The 13,130-nt window shown below is 71.0% G+C and carries 16 protein-coding genes; 9 read left to right on the plus strand and 7 right to left on the minus strand.

Annotation, left to right across the window (positions count from 1 at the left end; translation table 11 throughout):
- Position 1: 1 nt before the first annotated feature.
- The 3 genes from hemW to yciA all read right to left on the minus strand — a co-directional run bounded on the left by hemW (position 2) and on the right by yciA (position 1,993).
- The gene (gene hemW, locus FF100_RS32960; RefSeq protein ID WP_139040246.1) at positions 2-1,165 is read right to left on the minus strand and encodes a radical SAM family heme chaperone HemW; all 1,164 of its coding nucleotides are present in this window, start codon (positions 1,163-1,165) and stop codon (positions 2-4) included.
- Between the two features lie 79 nt (positions 1,166-1,244).
- On the minus strand, positions 1,245-1,571 hold the full coding sequence (locus FF100_RS32965) for a YkgJ family cysteine cluster protein (RefSeq protein ID WP_139040247.1): 327 nt from the start codon (positions 1,569-1,571) through the stop codon (positions 1,245-1,247).
- Positions 1,568-1,993: an acyl-CoA thioester hydrolase YciA gene (yciA, locus tag FF100_RS32970; RefSeq protein ID WP_139040248.1), complete on the minus strand. Its 426-nt coding sequence runs from the start codon at positions 1,991-1,993 to the stop codon at positions 1,568-1,570. Before yciA ends, FF100_RS32965 begins: the two co-directional genes overlap by 4 nt.
- A gap of 149 nt (positions 1,994-2,142) precedes the next feature.
- Between yciA and FF100_RS32975 the strand changes: the two genes are divergently transcribed.
- On the plus strand, positions 2,143-2,511 hold the full coding sequence (locus FF100_RS32975) for a hypothetical protein (protein ID WP_139040249.1): 369 nt from the start codon (positions 2,143-2,145) through the stop codon (positions 2,509-2,511).
- A gap of 33 nt (positions 2,512-2,544) precedes the next feature.
- Here the strand turns inward: FF100_RS32975 and FF100_RS32980 are convergent, their stop codons facing one another.
- A complete protein-coding gene (locus FF100_RS32980) occupies positions 2,545-3,828 on the minus strand; it encodes an ArgE/DapE family deacylase (RefSeq protein ID WP_139040250.1) in 1,284 nt (427 codons plus the stop codon).
- 215 nt (positions 3,829-4,043) lie between these two features.
- A complete protein-coding gene (locus FF100_RS32985) occupies positions 4,044-5,615 on the minus strand; it encodes a GMC oxidoreductase (protein ID WP_139040251.1) in 1,572 nt (523 codons plus the stop codon).
- Between the two features lie 145 nt (positions 5,616-5,760).
- On the opposite strand from FF100_RS32985, the gene FF100_RS32990 reads away from it, so the two are divergent.
- Genes FF100_RS32990 through FF100_RS33005 form a run of 4 tightly spaced genes read left to right on the plus strand, consistent with a single transcriptional unit; the run spans position 5,761 to position 8,474 of the window.
- The gene (locus FF100_RS32990; RefSeq protein ID WP_139040252.1) at positions 5,761-6,231 is read left to right on the plus strand and encodes a DoxX family protein; all 471 of its coding nucleotides are present in this window, start codon (positions 5,761-5,763) and stop codon (positions 6,229-6,231) included.
- Positions 6,228-6,674, plus strand: coding sequence for a cupin domain-containing protein (locus tag FF100_RS32995; protein WP_139040253.1), 447 nt, complete (start codon positions 6,228-6,230; stop codon positions 6,672-6,674). Before FF100_RS32990 ends, FF100_RS32995 begins: the two co-directional genes overlap by 4 nt.
- A gap of 4 nt (positions 6,675-6,678) precedes the next feature.
- On the plus strand, positions 6,679-7,581 hold the full coding sequence (locus tag FF100_RS33000) for an SMP-30/gluconolactonase/LRE family protein (protein WP_139040254.1): 903 nt from the start codon (positions 6,679-6,681) through the stop codon (positions 7,579-7,581).
- Positions 7,578-8,474 carry a VOC family protein gene (locus FF100_RS33005; protein WP_139040255.1) on the plus strand — a complete coding sequence of 299 codons (897 nt, stop codon included), beginning with the start codon at positions 7,578-7,580 and terminating at the stop codon, positions 8,472-8,474. The genes FF100_RS33000 and FF100_RS33005 overlap by 4 nt, the downstream gene beginning before the upstream one ends.
- A 162-nt stretch (positions 8,475-8,636) precedes the next feature.
- Here the strand turns inward: FF100_RS33005 and FF100_RS33010 are convergent, their stop codons facing one another.
- Together FF100_RS33010 and FF100_RS33015 are read right to left on the minus strand one after the other, a co-directional pair.
- The gene (locus tag FF100_RS33010; RefSeq protein WP_139040256.1) at positions 8,637-9,137 is read right to left on the minus strand and encodes a P-loop nucleotide/nucleoside kinase family protein; all 501 of its coding nucleotides are present in this window, start codon (positions 9,135-9,137) and stop codon (positions 8,637-8,639) included.
- A gap of 179 nt (positions 9,138-9,316) precedes the next feature.
- Positions 9,317-9,688 carry a hypothetical protein gene (locus FF100_RS33015; protein ID WP_139040257.1) on the minus strand — a complete coding sequence of 124 codons (372 nt, stop codon included), beginning with the start codon at positions 9,686-9,688 and terminating at the stop codon, positions 9,317-9,319.
- A gap of 188 nt (positions 9,689-9,876) precedes the next feature.
- Here FF100_RS33015 and FF100_RS33020 point away from each other — a divergent pair, with 188 nt between their 5' ends.
- The 4 genes from FF100_RS33020 to FF100_RS33035 form a co-directional block, all read left to right on the plus strand.
- Complete coding sequence (locus FF100_RS33020) at positions 9,877-10,671, plus strand: hypothetical protein (protein ID WP_139040258.1); 795 nt, start codon at positions 9,877-9,879, stop codon at positions 10,669-10,671.
- Positions 10,672-10,715: 44 nt separating this feature from the next.
- The gene (pyk, locus tag FF100_RS33025; RefSeq protein ID WP_139040259.1) at positions 10,716-12,149 is read left to right on the plus strand and encodes a pyruvate kinase; all 1,434 of its coding nucleotides are present in this window, start codon (positions 10,716-10,718) and stop codon (positions 12,147-12,149) included.
- Between the two features lie 361 nt (positions 12,150-12,510).
- Positions 12,511-12,921 carry a DUF4864 domain-containing protein gene (locus FF100_RS33030; protein WP_139040264.1) on the plus strand — a complete coding sequence of 137 codons (411 nt, stop codon included), beginning with the start codon at positions 12,511-12,513 and terminating at the stop codon, positions 12,919-12,921.
- A gap of 90 nt (positions 12,922-13,011) precedes the next feature.
- A partial coding sequence (locus tag FF100_RS33035) for a hypothetical protein (RefSeq protein WP_139040260.1) occupies positions 13,012-13,130 on the plus strand: 119 nt, incomplete at its 3' end.

Consider the following 13,130-nt stretch of genomic DNA (forward strand, 5'->3'; position numbering starts at 1 on the left):
CCTACGCCGCGAGCTCGGCCACGACGGCGTTGAGCACCGGCGCGCCTTTCGGCGTCGCCGCGAGCCGGCCGCTCGGACGGTGGGCGACGAGCCCGGCGGCGACCAGCCCGGCGACGCGGTCCGGATCGAGCGTCCGGCCCGCCAAAGCCGCGTAGCGCGCGGGATCGATGCCCTCGCGCAGGCGCAGGCCCATCATCAGGAACTCGTCGGCCTGGTCGCTCCTGCTCAACGCCTCCGTCTCGACGATGCCGTGCCCCTCGCCCTCGGCCCGGGCGAGCCAGGCCTCCGGGTTGCGCTCGGTCGAGGTGCCGGTGCGCCCGTGGGGCAGGACGAGGCGGCCATGGGCGCCGGGGCCGATGCCGGCATACTCGCCGTAGCGCCAATAGAGCAGGTTGTGGCGCGATTCGGCGCCGGGCCGGGCATGGTTCGAGATCTCGTAGGCCGGCAGGCCGGCCTCGGCGCAGACCTCCTGGGTCACGTCGTAGAGGATCCGCGCCGTGTCGTCGTCCGGCACGGTGAGCTTGCCGGCGGCGGCGAGGCCGAAGAACGGCGTGCCCTCCTCGATGGTCAGCTGGTAGAGCGACAGGTGCTCCGCCGCCCGGGCGATCGCCCCGCGCAGCTCCGCCGCCCAGGCCTCCGGCGTTTGGTCGGGCCGGGCATAGATCAGGTCGAAGGAGTAGCGCTCGAAATGGGCGGCGGCGGTCTCGACCGCCCGCATCGCCTCCGCGGTGCTGTGCAGCCGGCCGAGCTTCTTGAGCGACGCGTCGTCGAGGGCCTGGACCCCGAGCGAGACCCGGTTGACCCCCGCCGCACGGTAGCCGCGGAAGCGACCGGCCTCGACGCTGGTCGGGTTGGCCTCCAGCGTCACCTCAACGTCGGGCGCCACGCCCCAGGCGCCGGCCACCGCGTCGAGGAGGGCGCCGACCGTCGCCGGCTCCATCAGCGAGGGCGTGCCGCCGCCCAGGAAGATGCTGGTCACGGTCCGGCCCGGCGCCAGCGCGGCGGCGTGGGCGATCTCGCGCGCGAAGGCGGCCCGCCACCGTCCCTGGTCGATGGCGGCGTGGCGGACGTGGCTGTTGAAGTCGCAATACGGGCACTTCGCGGCGCAGAAGGGCCAGTGCAGGTAGACCCCGAAGCCGACGTCCCGGGTCGGATGTTCGATCATCCGGCGGATGTGACCGCCTTGCGGCCGCGGCGCAAGGGGCAGCGGCACAAGGGGCAGCGGCACAAGGGAGCTTCGGCCCCTATACCGGCAGCCCGTGATGCCGCCGGGCGATCAGGCATTCCGGGTCGCCGGGCTCGCAGGTGCGGCAGACCTCCGGGCGCACGGCGTAGACCTTGCAGGCGACGCGCTCGCCGATCCGGCCGTCGAGGGCGGAGCAGCGCTCGCCCTCGCAGCGCATCCGGCCGGCCGGATCATCGACGTAGGATACCGGGATCCGGGCGATGTCGGCATCGTCCTCGGTGCTGAAGCGGGGCCACTCCGCCGAGTAGGCGCAGCAGGCGCCGCATGCCTGGCAGGAGAAGGTCGCCGGGTCGGCGGGCGCTTGGCTGGTGGGCGCCTGGCTCACGGGGTCGGGCCCGGGGCGGCGGGCGGGATCGGGCGCGGTCGGCCGTCATCGTCGATCGCCACGAAGGTGAAGACTCCGACCGTCACCTTCTCGCGGGTCTGGGTGCGGAAGCGCCGGGCCCAGGCCTCGATCTGGATTCGCATCGAGGTGCGGCCGGTCGCCACGACCTGGGTGTAGACGCAGAGCACGTCGCCGACCCGGACCGGCCGCAGGAAGGTCATGCCGTCGACCGCCACCGTGACGACGCGCCCCTGCGCCCGCTCGACCCCGGCGATGCCGCCGGCCTGGTCCATCTGCGACATCACCCAGCCGCCGAAGATATCGCCGTTGGCGTTGGTGTCGGCCGGCATCGCGATGGTCCGCACCGTCAGGTCGCCCTGCGGCCGTGCCGCCTCGGCCGTCGCTTCGCTGGTTCCGGACATGTTGCCCCGCGCTCCCCCTGGTGTCCCGGGCGAGCATAGGGCATCGAGGCGCCGGAGCGCGAGCGCCCCGATTCGCGAGAGCCGGCGGTTTCTTCACCCCGCCATCGGCCCTACGTTCGGCGGCACGCCCATCAGCCGGAGGACGCACCATGATCCAGGGCCACCCCACCAGCGGCGCGGAAGCCGACCGCGACTGCCCGGTCCCCCTCGCGACCCTCGGGGAGATCTACCGGGCCGAGCCGGAGGACCTGCCGGACCTCCTCGACGCGCTGCCGGTCCAGACCCGCGCCAAGCTCGCGGGCTATCTCTACGCCAAGAGCCACACCCACAAGCTCGGCCTCGTCGTCGCCCGCACCTGCGGCAAGGAGGATCTGGTCAGGGCACTCGGCGAGATCGGCGCCGTGGTGCATGGGCAGGCCCACCTGCCGCCGCCGAAGCCCGTCCAGGCCGCCCCTGCGGCTCCCCAGGCCCGCAAGATCAGCCTCGGCGGCTCGGGCTCGAAGCGCAGCTTCGACTGATCGGGGTGCGGGTCCCGGGACGGGGCCCGCCTCTCACACCGCTTCGGTGCCGCACCATTCCGCAACGAACATCGCCATCGCGGTGGTGATGCGCTGGAGCGAGGCCAGGCTGACCCGCTCGTCGAAGCCGTGGATGTTCTCGCTCTTCGGGCCGTAGCAGAGCGCCGGCACCCGGTCGTAGAGGGCGTGGACCCGGGTATCGAGATAGCCGGCGGTCATGAAGCTCTTCAGCGCCGATCCCGTCGCAGCCGCATGCGCCCGTCCGAGCACGCCTTCCGCCTCCGAGCCCTCGTCGAGCACGTAGCCCTCGGCGAAGAAGCCGTGGAAGCTGACGCTCGGCGGGCTGTTCGACAGAAAGGCGTCGTCGCGGGCGAAGGCCTGGACCGCCGCCTCGATCTCGCGGGCGGCCTCGGCCGCGCTCGTGCCCGGATAGATCGCGATGCGGCAGTCGATCCGGCACCACGCCGGCACCGAGGAGGCCCAGTCCCCGCCCTCGATCCGCCCGATATTGAGGTTGATCGGATGGGCCTCGCCCTCGAAATGCGGCCGGCCGGCCTTGTCGGCGTTCCAGCGCGCTTCGAGGTCGCGCAACGCCCCGATCACCCGGTAGGCCGCGTCGATGGCGTTCGCCCCGGTGCCCATCTCGCGGACATGGACCGGCCGGCCCCGGACCTCGACCCGGAACCACAAGACGCCGGTATTGGCGCGCACCAGCATCTCCTCCTCGGGCTCGGGGATCAGCACCGCGTCGGCGCGGTAGCCGCGCAGATGGGTCATCAGGGCGCCATTGCCGGTCGATTCCTCTTCCACCACCGATTGCAGCGTCACGGTGGCCGCCGGCTGGAGGCCGATGCGCCGCAGGGCGTCGAGGGCGAACAGGTTGGCGGCGTGGCCAGCCTTCATGTCGGCCCCGCCGCGGCCGTAGAGCCAGTCGCCCTCCACCACCGGCTCGAAGGGCGGGTGGGTCCAGAGATCGGCGGGACCGGGCGGCACCACGTCGACATGGGCCTGAAGGATCAGCGAGCGCCCGCGCTCCTCCCGCGGCCGGTGGATGCCGACGACGATCGGCGCCTCGGAATGCTCGGGGCTGAAACGCGCGCCGCCCGGATGCGACTCGATCTGGTCCCGGTCCATCGCGAAGCGGTCCATGGCGTAGCCGCGCTCGCGAAACGTGCGGAACACGAAGTCCTGGATCGCCTGCTCCTCGCCGCGGGTCGAGGGGAAGCGCATCAGCGCCTGGGTGTGGGCGATCTGCGCGTCGAAATTCTCGGCGACGGCCGCGACGAGGCGGTCGCGCAGGGCGGGGTCCAGGGGCATCGGCGACTCCTCTGAGGGCGTCACAGTCATAGCCTGGAAGGCGACGGCGCACCTATGCGCTGGGGACGTGATGCGGTGCGCCGCCTGGTCGGGCCGACAGGCCCGATCGACCCTTGCCTTTCCGTCTCGCCGCGTCGTTCCGGGCTCCGCCTGCGCGGGCCCGGAGTGACGGGGTGGGTGTCATGGCCGTCCATGCACGGATCGGGCGCGGGCGTTCACGCCTTCAGCCGTCCGATGATGTGATCCGCCACCCGCAGCGCGTTGGCGATGATCGTCAGCGTCGGGTTCACTGCGCCGATCGACGGGAAGAAGCTCGCGTCGGTCACGTAGAGGTTGTCGAGCTCGTGCGCCTTGCACTCGAGGTCGAGGACCGACGTCGCCGGATCGGTGCCGAAGCGGAGCGTCCCGGCCTGGTGGGCGGTACCGCCGATCGGCACGTCCTTGCCGAGATAGAGCGAGCGGTCGAACAGGTGCGGATGGATGTCGAGCTTCGTGCACAGGTCGCGCAGCTTCGCTTTCAGGCGGTGCAGGGCCTCCATGTTGGTCTGCTCGAGATCGAGACGCACCTTGCCGCCGTCATAGAAGATCCGGTTCGCCGGGATCGGCAGGTCCTCGGTGGTGAGCCAGAAGTCGAGGGAGTGCTTGGCGATCCAGTCGAACGGCTTTTCCGGGAACCATTGCAGGAAGCCCGGGAGCCCCTCGCCGTGGATCTGCACCCCGTCCGACTTGCCGACCATCTGGATGTGGCCGAGGGGATAGTCCCAGTCGTCCGAGCCGAAGTAGAAGTCGTTGAGTCCGAGCGTCTTCTGGAACTTCGTCGGGTTCGGGGTACGCGAGATGGCGAGCACCGTCGAGTTGTTGTGCCGCATGTAGTTGCGGCCGACTTGCCCTGAGCGGTTGGCGAGCCCGTGCGGGTGGGCGTCGTTGCCGGAGCGCAGCAGGAGCAGCGCCGAGGACAGGGCGCCGCAGGCCACCACCACCACGTCGCCGGTGAACACCTCGGTGGCGTCGCCGCGCTTGACCTCGACGCCGGTGACGGTGCGCCCGGCCGGATCGGTGAGGAGCCGGTCGACGTACGAGTTCGTCATCAGCGTGAGGTTGTCGTGCGCCGCCAGCGCCGGGTCGACGCAGGTCACCTGCGAATCGGCCTTGCCGTTGGTGATGCACGGATAGCCGTCGAACGCGTCGCAGCGGATGCAGGCCGAGTGCGGCAGCGGCTTGCCGTTCCGCTCCTCGAGCCGTACGCCGACCGGCAGGTGGAACGGGTGGTGCCCCTCGCGCTTCAGCCCGTCGAACAGCTCCTGGATCCGGGGCTCGTGGGTGATCGGCGGGTAGGCATAGGGTTTCGCGGATGGCGGCTCGGTCGGGTCCTCGCCGCGCAGGCCGTGGACGTAGTAGAGTTCCTCCGCCGCCTGGTAATAGGGCTCGAACACGTCGTACTTCACCGGCCATTCCGGCGAGATGCCGTCCGGATGACGAACCTCGTCGAAATCCTTCTTGCGCAGCCGGAGCAGGACCGAGCCGTAGACCTTGCTGTTGCCGCCGACGAAGTAGTGCAGGCCGGGATGGAAGCTGGAGCCATCGGCGCCGTACCAGGTCTCCGGCGCCTGGTAGCGGGCATCGACGAAGACCGCCTGGCTGTCCCAGTTCTCGCGCTCCCGCGGCAGGTAATCGCCGCGCTCGAGCAGCAGGATGCGCTTGCCGGTCTGGGCCAGCCGCCACGCCATCGTGCCGCCGCCCGGCCCCGAGCCGATGATGACGACGTCGTAGTGCCGGTTCTCGCTCATCGGCGATCCCTTCTTCTGCGGCAGGCGCGGGATGATCCGGGCCGCTCGATCGTGCTGGCGGCGGATATGGCGGGGCTGGCGCGAACGTCGACCCGCTCCAGTTAGGTTTTTGCAACGCGAAACAGGACAGCGGGGTCACGGGCGGATGGCAAGCTTCAGCATCGCGGTCGCCTTCGGGATCAGGCTCCTCCTGGTGATGCTGTTCCTGCCGTTCAGCGCGCTCGACAAGATCCTGAACTTCCGCGGTGCGGTGGGCCAGGCCAAGCAGGCCGTGCACGCCACCGCGCCGGCGACGATGCTGATCCTCGCCGGCCTGTTCGTCGAGATCGTGATGTCGCTCGGCATCCTCACCGGCATCGCCGACCGCTTCGCCGGCTTCGTGCTCGCCGGCTATTGCGGCGTCACGGCGCTCCTGTGGAAGCAGTTCTGGAAGCCGGGCGATTTCTGGTCCGGCGGCAAGGGGCGCGAGCTTTTCTGGGATTTCTGGAAGAACCTGGCGCTCGCCGGCGGGTTTCTGTTGGTCACCTTCGGCACCGGGGCGAGCACCGTCGAGACTTTTTTCGCCGACCCCTTCGCCTCGTCGAAACCTTACAGCCTCAGCGAGACCGCCCGATGAGCGACGAGAAACCCACCATCCCCTACTGGCACCTCTGGGCCGATGCGGACGGGATCAGCCACCAGACCCGCTGCGCCCTCACCGAGTTCGAGAAGAAGTCGATGTCGCCGCCGGCCCCGCCGCAATGGCAGGGCCAGAAGACCCATGACGGCGCCACCGTGTTCGTGACCGTGCAGCCGGTCGGCTGGACCGGCGACTGGCACCCGAACCCGAAGCCGCAATGGATCATCCCGCTCTCGGGCCGCTGGTTCGTCGAATCGATGGACGGCACTCGGGTCGAGATGGGACCGGGCGAGATCTCGTTCGGCGAGGATCAGAACGTGCGCGAGGTCGACGGCAAGACGGGCCACCGCTCGGGCACGGTCGGCGACGAGCCGGCGGTGCTGATGATCGTCCAGTACGACAAGCCCCCGACCACCGGGTCGGCCTGCCGGTTCCGGTGACGCCATGGACGGGTTCGAGATCCACGACGAGCGCTTCAAGCACTACATCCTGGGCAACGCGCCCCTGGAGGAGCTGGGCTCCGGCTTCCGCTGGATCGAGGGCCCGGTCTGGATGGGCGACGCCGATTGCCTGCTGTTCCAGGACCTGCCGCGCAACCGCACGATGCGGTGGATCGAGGGCGCCGGCTTCTCGGTCTATCGCGCGCCGTCGAACTACGCCAACGGCCAGACCCGCGACCGCGAGGGCCGGCTGATCGCCTGCTCGCATCGCGGCCGCTGCCTGTATCGCACGGAATACGACGGCACAGTCACGACGCTGGTCGAGCGCCATGCCGGCAGGCGGCTCAACTCGCCGAACGACGTGGTGGTCAAATCCGACGGCACGATCTGGTTCAGCGACCCGGTCTACGGCATCGCCAACGATTACGAGGGCGGGCGCCAGACCTCCGAGCAGCCGCCGGCGCTCTACCGCTTCGATCCGCGCACCAACGAGATCCAGGTCATGGCCGGCGATTTCGACGGCCCGAACGGCCTCGCCTTCTCGCCTGACGAGCGCCGCCTCTACGTCGCCGAGACGGGCGACCAGTCGAAGCCGAACCCGCGCCAGTACATCCGGGTGTTCGACGTCGCACCCGACGGCGCCCTGTCCGGCGGCGACGTCTTCCACACGATCGAGCCCGGCTATTGCGACGGGATGCGGGTCGATGAGGATGGCAATGTCTGGTCGAGCGCGGCTGACGGGGTGCACTGCCTCAGCCCGGAGGGCAAGCTGATGGGCAAGATCCTGGTGCCGCACGTGGTCTCGAACATCACCTTCGGCGGCCCGACCAAGAACCGGCTGTTCATCGGCGGCTCGCACACGCTCTACGCGATCTTCCTCGATCGCCGCGGGGTGCAGACCCCGTGAGCGCCGCCATTCCCGGCGCCCGACGTCTTGCCCGGGTCGTGCTGAACGCCGCCAACCCCGAGGCCTTGGCGGAATTCTACCGCGACGCCCTCGGCTTCACCGACGCCGAGGCGGATCCGGCCGCGGTGGCCGACGGGCGCGACGGCGCGCGGATCGTGCGCTTACGCCTCGGCGACCAGCGCCTCGACCTCGCGGCGGCGGCGGGTCGGCCTTATCCGGGCGACGTGCCGGGCTACAGCCTGCTGTTCCAGCACTGCGCCCTCATTGTCTCCGACATGGCGGCGGCCCATGCGCGCCTCTCGGCTCATCCGGGCTGGCGCCCGATCACGACCGCCGGACCGGTGCGCCTCCCCGCCTCGTCCGGCGGCGTGACGGCGTTCAAGTTCCGCGATCCCGCGGGCCATCCGCTCGAATTGCTGGCCTTCCCGGCGGATGCCGTGCCGGAGGCCTGGCGGCCCGACGCCCGCGACGTCTGCCTCGGCCTCGATCACTCGGCGATCTCGGTCGCCGACACCGCCCGCAGCGTCGCGTTCTACGAATCGCTCGGCATGCGCGTGGCGTCGCGCTCCCTCAATACCGGGCCGGAACAGGCTCGCCTCGACGGCGTCGCCGATCCGACCGTCGAGGTGACTGGGCTCGGCTTCCCCGATGGGCCGCCCCCCCATGTCGAGCTGCTGTGCTACCGTGGTATTGCCTCTCGTCCCGCCCCCGACCTCAGGCTCGACGACGTCGCGGCGACCCGGCTGGTGATCGCGATGACCGACGGCGAGGCGTTGCGGGCCGTGTGCGCGGCCCATGCCGGGCGGCTCGTTTCGGGCACGCCGAAGGCCGGGAGCGGCGACGCCCTCCTGCGCGACCCGGACGGACATCTGGTGCAGCTGACGGTGGGGTGAGGAGAGGACACTTTCATAAGGGTCCAGTCCCGAAACGAGTCTGACACCCTCCTGGTCATTCCGGGGCCGCGCAGCGGAGCCCGGAATGACGCGGAGATGGTCAGCATGGTGGGGCCGGACGAGGTGTCAGGCGATGGACGCCCGCGCTTCGTCGTTGTCCGCTCACCCTCCCGCCTGCGGATGCCGCACGATCACGAACCCCTCCTCCGGTCCGGGCGGCACGAAGTAGCGGGTGAACAGGTCGAACTGCGCGTCGCTGACCGTGAATTCGTGCGTGCCGGCGGCGTTGCGCGCCCCTAGGCGCGCCTTGCACAGGGCGTCGTCGGCTTCGAGATAGTGGAGTTGGTGCGCCGCCTCCGCCTCGCGAAAGATCGATTGCATCCAGGCCCGGGTCTGCGGGGTGTTGGCGGGGAAATCCAGCACGACCGACACCCCCGCCCGCAGCAGGGCGACGAGGTGCGGTCCCATCACGCCGCGCAGGCGGCCGGCATTGCGGACGTAGTCGTCGAGGCTGTTCTGCTCGCCCGGGTAGAGCCCGGCGAGCCACTGGTCCTCCCGGACCAGGATCGTGCCGGGGCGCGCGGCGAGGCTGGCGGCGAGGGTCGATTTTCCAGCAGAGATCTTGCCGCACAGGAGATGCAGCACCGCGTTCGTAACGGGCATGACCGAAGGACCTTCATGGGCGCGGAGGGCGCCCGGCGTTTCACGGGATGCGGACAGCCGAACCCGGCCCGACGGATCAGGCCGGGAGGATAATTCGGTGCCGCAGCGCGATGAGAACGCGGAAGGTCATGGGGCGAATGGTGCGGGCGATCGGCCCTTAGGCCAAGGGCGTGGCAAGGTCAGGCCGCCAATCCATGCCGGCTTCGCGGCGTCGGCCCCAGCTGACCGCCGAGGCGCTGCAGCACGATCTCGGCGCCCCGGCGCGACTGCTGGAGGGCGACGAGGGCCGACCAGCGCATCGGCACCTCGTGGCGGGCGACGAGGCGGCCAGCGGCGTCGTAGCGGCGCCAGCCGCAGCGCGCGGCGCCGGAGGCGTCGATCTCGTCGTAGGTCTCGTAGCGCGCCACGAGGACGCCGGCGGCATCGAACTCGTCGTGGAACCAGCGTACGCCGTCCATCGGGGCGCCGCGGCTGCGCGAGCCCCGGATCACCAGCCGGTGCTCGACTGGGGTGCGGAAGATCGTCTCGAACACGGGAGCCTGGAACAGCATGACCGTCGATACCCCCTCTCGCGTATCGTTGCCGAATGTTTTCCCAGAGCCAGGGTGCGTTGCAGCATAAGCGGCGTCAAGGGTGTGACGCCGCGGGAGACTGCCCGATTCGGGTGCGAATGGGTGCGCCTTTGGTCCAAGATGCCCTAGCTTCGGCGACGGCGCGGCAAGCCGGGGGGATTCGGACGATGAGCGGCAGGGCACGACGTGGCGCGGGATCGAGCGTACCGACCGGGCTCGCATTGTCCGGCCTCGCTCGCGCGGTCGCTCTCGGCGCCTCTCTCGCGGCGTCTCCCTGGCCCGCCCTCGCTGCCGAGGGCGATTGCTTCGGCTACGGCGAGCTGGGCGCCGGTCCGGGCCCGACCCTCGGCACGGTCAAGGCCGGCGCGGCCCGGGTGCCGTTCCTCAGGGGCGCGTCGGAGCGCAAGGGCTGCCCCGGGCCCGATCCGGCCTGCCGCGAGACGGCCTTCGTGGTGCCGGGCAACACCGTGATCCTGGCGGGCGCTCCGGGTGAAGCGTCGCCCGGCTTCGTCTGCGCCACCTATGTCGGGCAGAAAGGGACGGTCCGCTCCGGCTGGCTGCCGGAGGGCGCGGTCGCCCGGGCGCCGGACGCGCCGGGTCAGCGGTCCCGCGATTGGACCGGTATCTGGAGGGCGCCGGAGGCGACCCTGGTCATCCGGCAGGCCAAAGCGGCGGGCGCCCTCTCGGTGAAGGGCGACGCGACCTTCGGCGCCCTCGACCCCGACCGGGTTCGGCGTGGCGCGGTCAACCTAGGCAGCGTCGACGGCACCATGGCCCCGAGCGGCCCGAGCCTCGCCTTCACCATGGGGGACAGGGGCACGCTGCCCTACGCCGGCGGCGAGGCTGCCGATTGCCGCCTGCGCCTGACATTGCTGCCGCCCTTCCTGCTCGCACAGGACAACAACGCCTGCGGCGGCATGAACGTGAGCTTCACCAACGTCTACCGCCGCACCAAACCCTGAGCGGATTTCGCGAGTTCCGCATCCGACGAGAGCCAGGAGGCCCCATGCGCCGCCACCGCCACGCCAAGATCGTCGCCACCGTCGGCCCAGCCAGCAACACGCCGGAGCGGCTGAAGGCGCTGTTCCTCGCCGGGGTCGATACGTTTCGGCTCAACTTCTCGCACGGCACCCATGACGACCACGCCAAGGTCCACGCCGCGATCCGGGCGCTCGAGCAGGAGACCGGCCGGCCGATCGGCATCCTGCAGGACCTGCAGGGTCCGAAGATCCGCATCGGCACCCTGCGCGGCGGCAAGGCGGAGCTTGCCACCGGCGACCGCATCCGCTTCGTGCGGGAGGGCCGGGAGGGGGGCACGGACGCGATCCACCTACCCCATCCCGAGATCTTCGCCGCGGTGGCGCCGGGCCAGGACCTGCTGATCGACGACGGCCGGGTCCGGGTGCGGGTCGTCGGCGTCGACGATGCGGCGATCGACGCCGACGTGGTGGTCGGCGGACCGATCTCGGACCGCAAGGGCGTCAACCTGCCGGGCACGGTGCTGGCCCTCTCGCCGCTGACCGAGAAGGACCGGCGCGACCTCGCCTTCGGGCTCGCGCTCGGCGTCGACTGGGTCGCGCTCTCCTTCGTCCAGACGCCCTCCGACGTGATGGAGGCGCGCGGGCTGATCGCCGGCCGGGCCGGGCTCGTCGCCAAGATCGAGAAGCCGTCGGCGCTCGATCACATCGACGACATCATCCGGATCGCCGACGGCATCATGGTGGCCCGCGGCGATCTCGGCGTCGAGTTGCCGCCCGAGGACGTGCCCGGGCGCCAGAAGGAGCTGGTGCGCGCCTGCCGCCGGGCGGTGAAGCCGGTGATCGTGGCGACCCAGATGCTCGAATCGATGGTCGCGGCGCCCTCGCCCACCCGGGCCGAGGCGTCCGACGTCGCGACCGCGGTCTATGACGGCGCCGACGCGGTGATGCTCTCGGCCGAATCGGCGGCGGGCCGGTACCCGGTCGAGGCCGTCTCGATGATGGACCGGATCATCCGCCGCACCGAGCAGCACCGGCTCTACCGCTCGCTCGTCCGGGCGAGCGAGCCGGAGGTCGAGGACAGCCCGCCCCACGCCGTGGCCGCCGCCGCCGCGACCCTCGCCGACGCGATCGAGGCCGCGGCGATCGTCGCCTTCACGTCGAGCGGCACCACCGCCGCCCGGATCGCCCGCAAGCGCCCGAACGTGCCGATCCTGGCCGCGACCTCGGATGCCGCGGTGTCGCGCCGCCTCAGCCTGTACTGGGGGGCCCATTCGGTGCTCGGCCCGGAGATCGAATCCTACGAGGCGATGGTCGACCGCGCCGCCGAGGTCGCCGAGCAGGAGGGGTTCGCGACGGCGCCGGACCTGGTGGTGGCGGTGGCCGGCATCCCGTTCGGCCGGCCAGGCACCACCAACAACCTGCGGGTGGTGGAGCTGGGACGCAAGTCGAGCGGGGTGTAGACTTCCGTCTCCTCTCGACGACATCAAGACTCTCTGCGTCGTCCCGGGGCCGCGCAGCGGAACCCGGGATCGATGAGCACGGCTATGCAGGATCGCGCGGCACGCGCACCGCTTCGTCTTGCGGCGCCCGAGTGTCGGAAGTCCGGGCTCCGCTGCGCGGCCCCGGACCGACCAGGAGGGCGACAGACCCTGTTGCTCGCGCCGGGCGATGTCCCGTCCCGCGCGGCGAACCGGTCCACCTCCAACGCCTTCACCCAAGGTCCAGACGACTTCTGATTGTAGCGGGCCGACGAGCCTGCTACGTTGCGGCATCCGAAGACCAGTCTCCGGGAGGGCCCGGTTCGTGCGCACCCTCGTCGCCATGATGACCCTGCTCGCTCTCGCTCAAGCCACCTTCGACCAGGGTGCCCTGGCCGCCGACGGCGACCGGGACGCGGCCCGGGCGGTGATCCTGCGTCAACAGGACGCCTTCCGGCACGATGACGCCGCCGCGGCCTATGCGGAGGCGGCGCCGGCCATCCGGTCGATCTTTCCCAGCGCCGAGACCTTCATCGGCATGGTGCGCCAGGGCTACGCCCCGGTCTACCGCAACCGCCGCTTCGAGTTCGGGACCGACGAGGCTCTGCCCGACGGCAGCCTCGCCCAGGGCGTGCGGATCCAGGATCAGGACGGGACCGACTGGGAGGCGCTCTATACCCTGGAACGCAGCGGCGACGGCGCGTGGCGCATCACCGGCTGCCGCCTGCGCAAGGCCCCGGGGGCGAGCGCCTGACCGTCTGCGCGTGATTTGCCCGCGCAGGGATCGGCTGACGAGGCTCGCGGATTCGTGTAGGGCCTCGCGCCAGCCTCAGGACAGATCACCGTGCTTCATGTCTCGACCCGCGGCCAGGCCGCGCCGCTGACCTTCACCGACGCCCTCCTGGCGGGGCTCGCCCGCGACGGCGGCCTCTACCTCCCGCAGAGCTGGCCCCGGCTCGCCCC

This window comes from Methylobacterium terricola (genome assembly GCF_006151805.1).
Lineage (GTDB): Bacteria > Pseudomonadota > Alphaproteobacteria > Rhizobiales > Beijerinckiaceae > Methylobacterium > Methylobacterium terricola.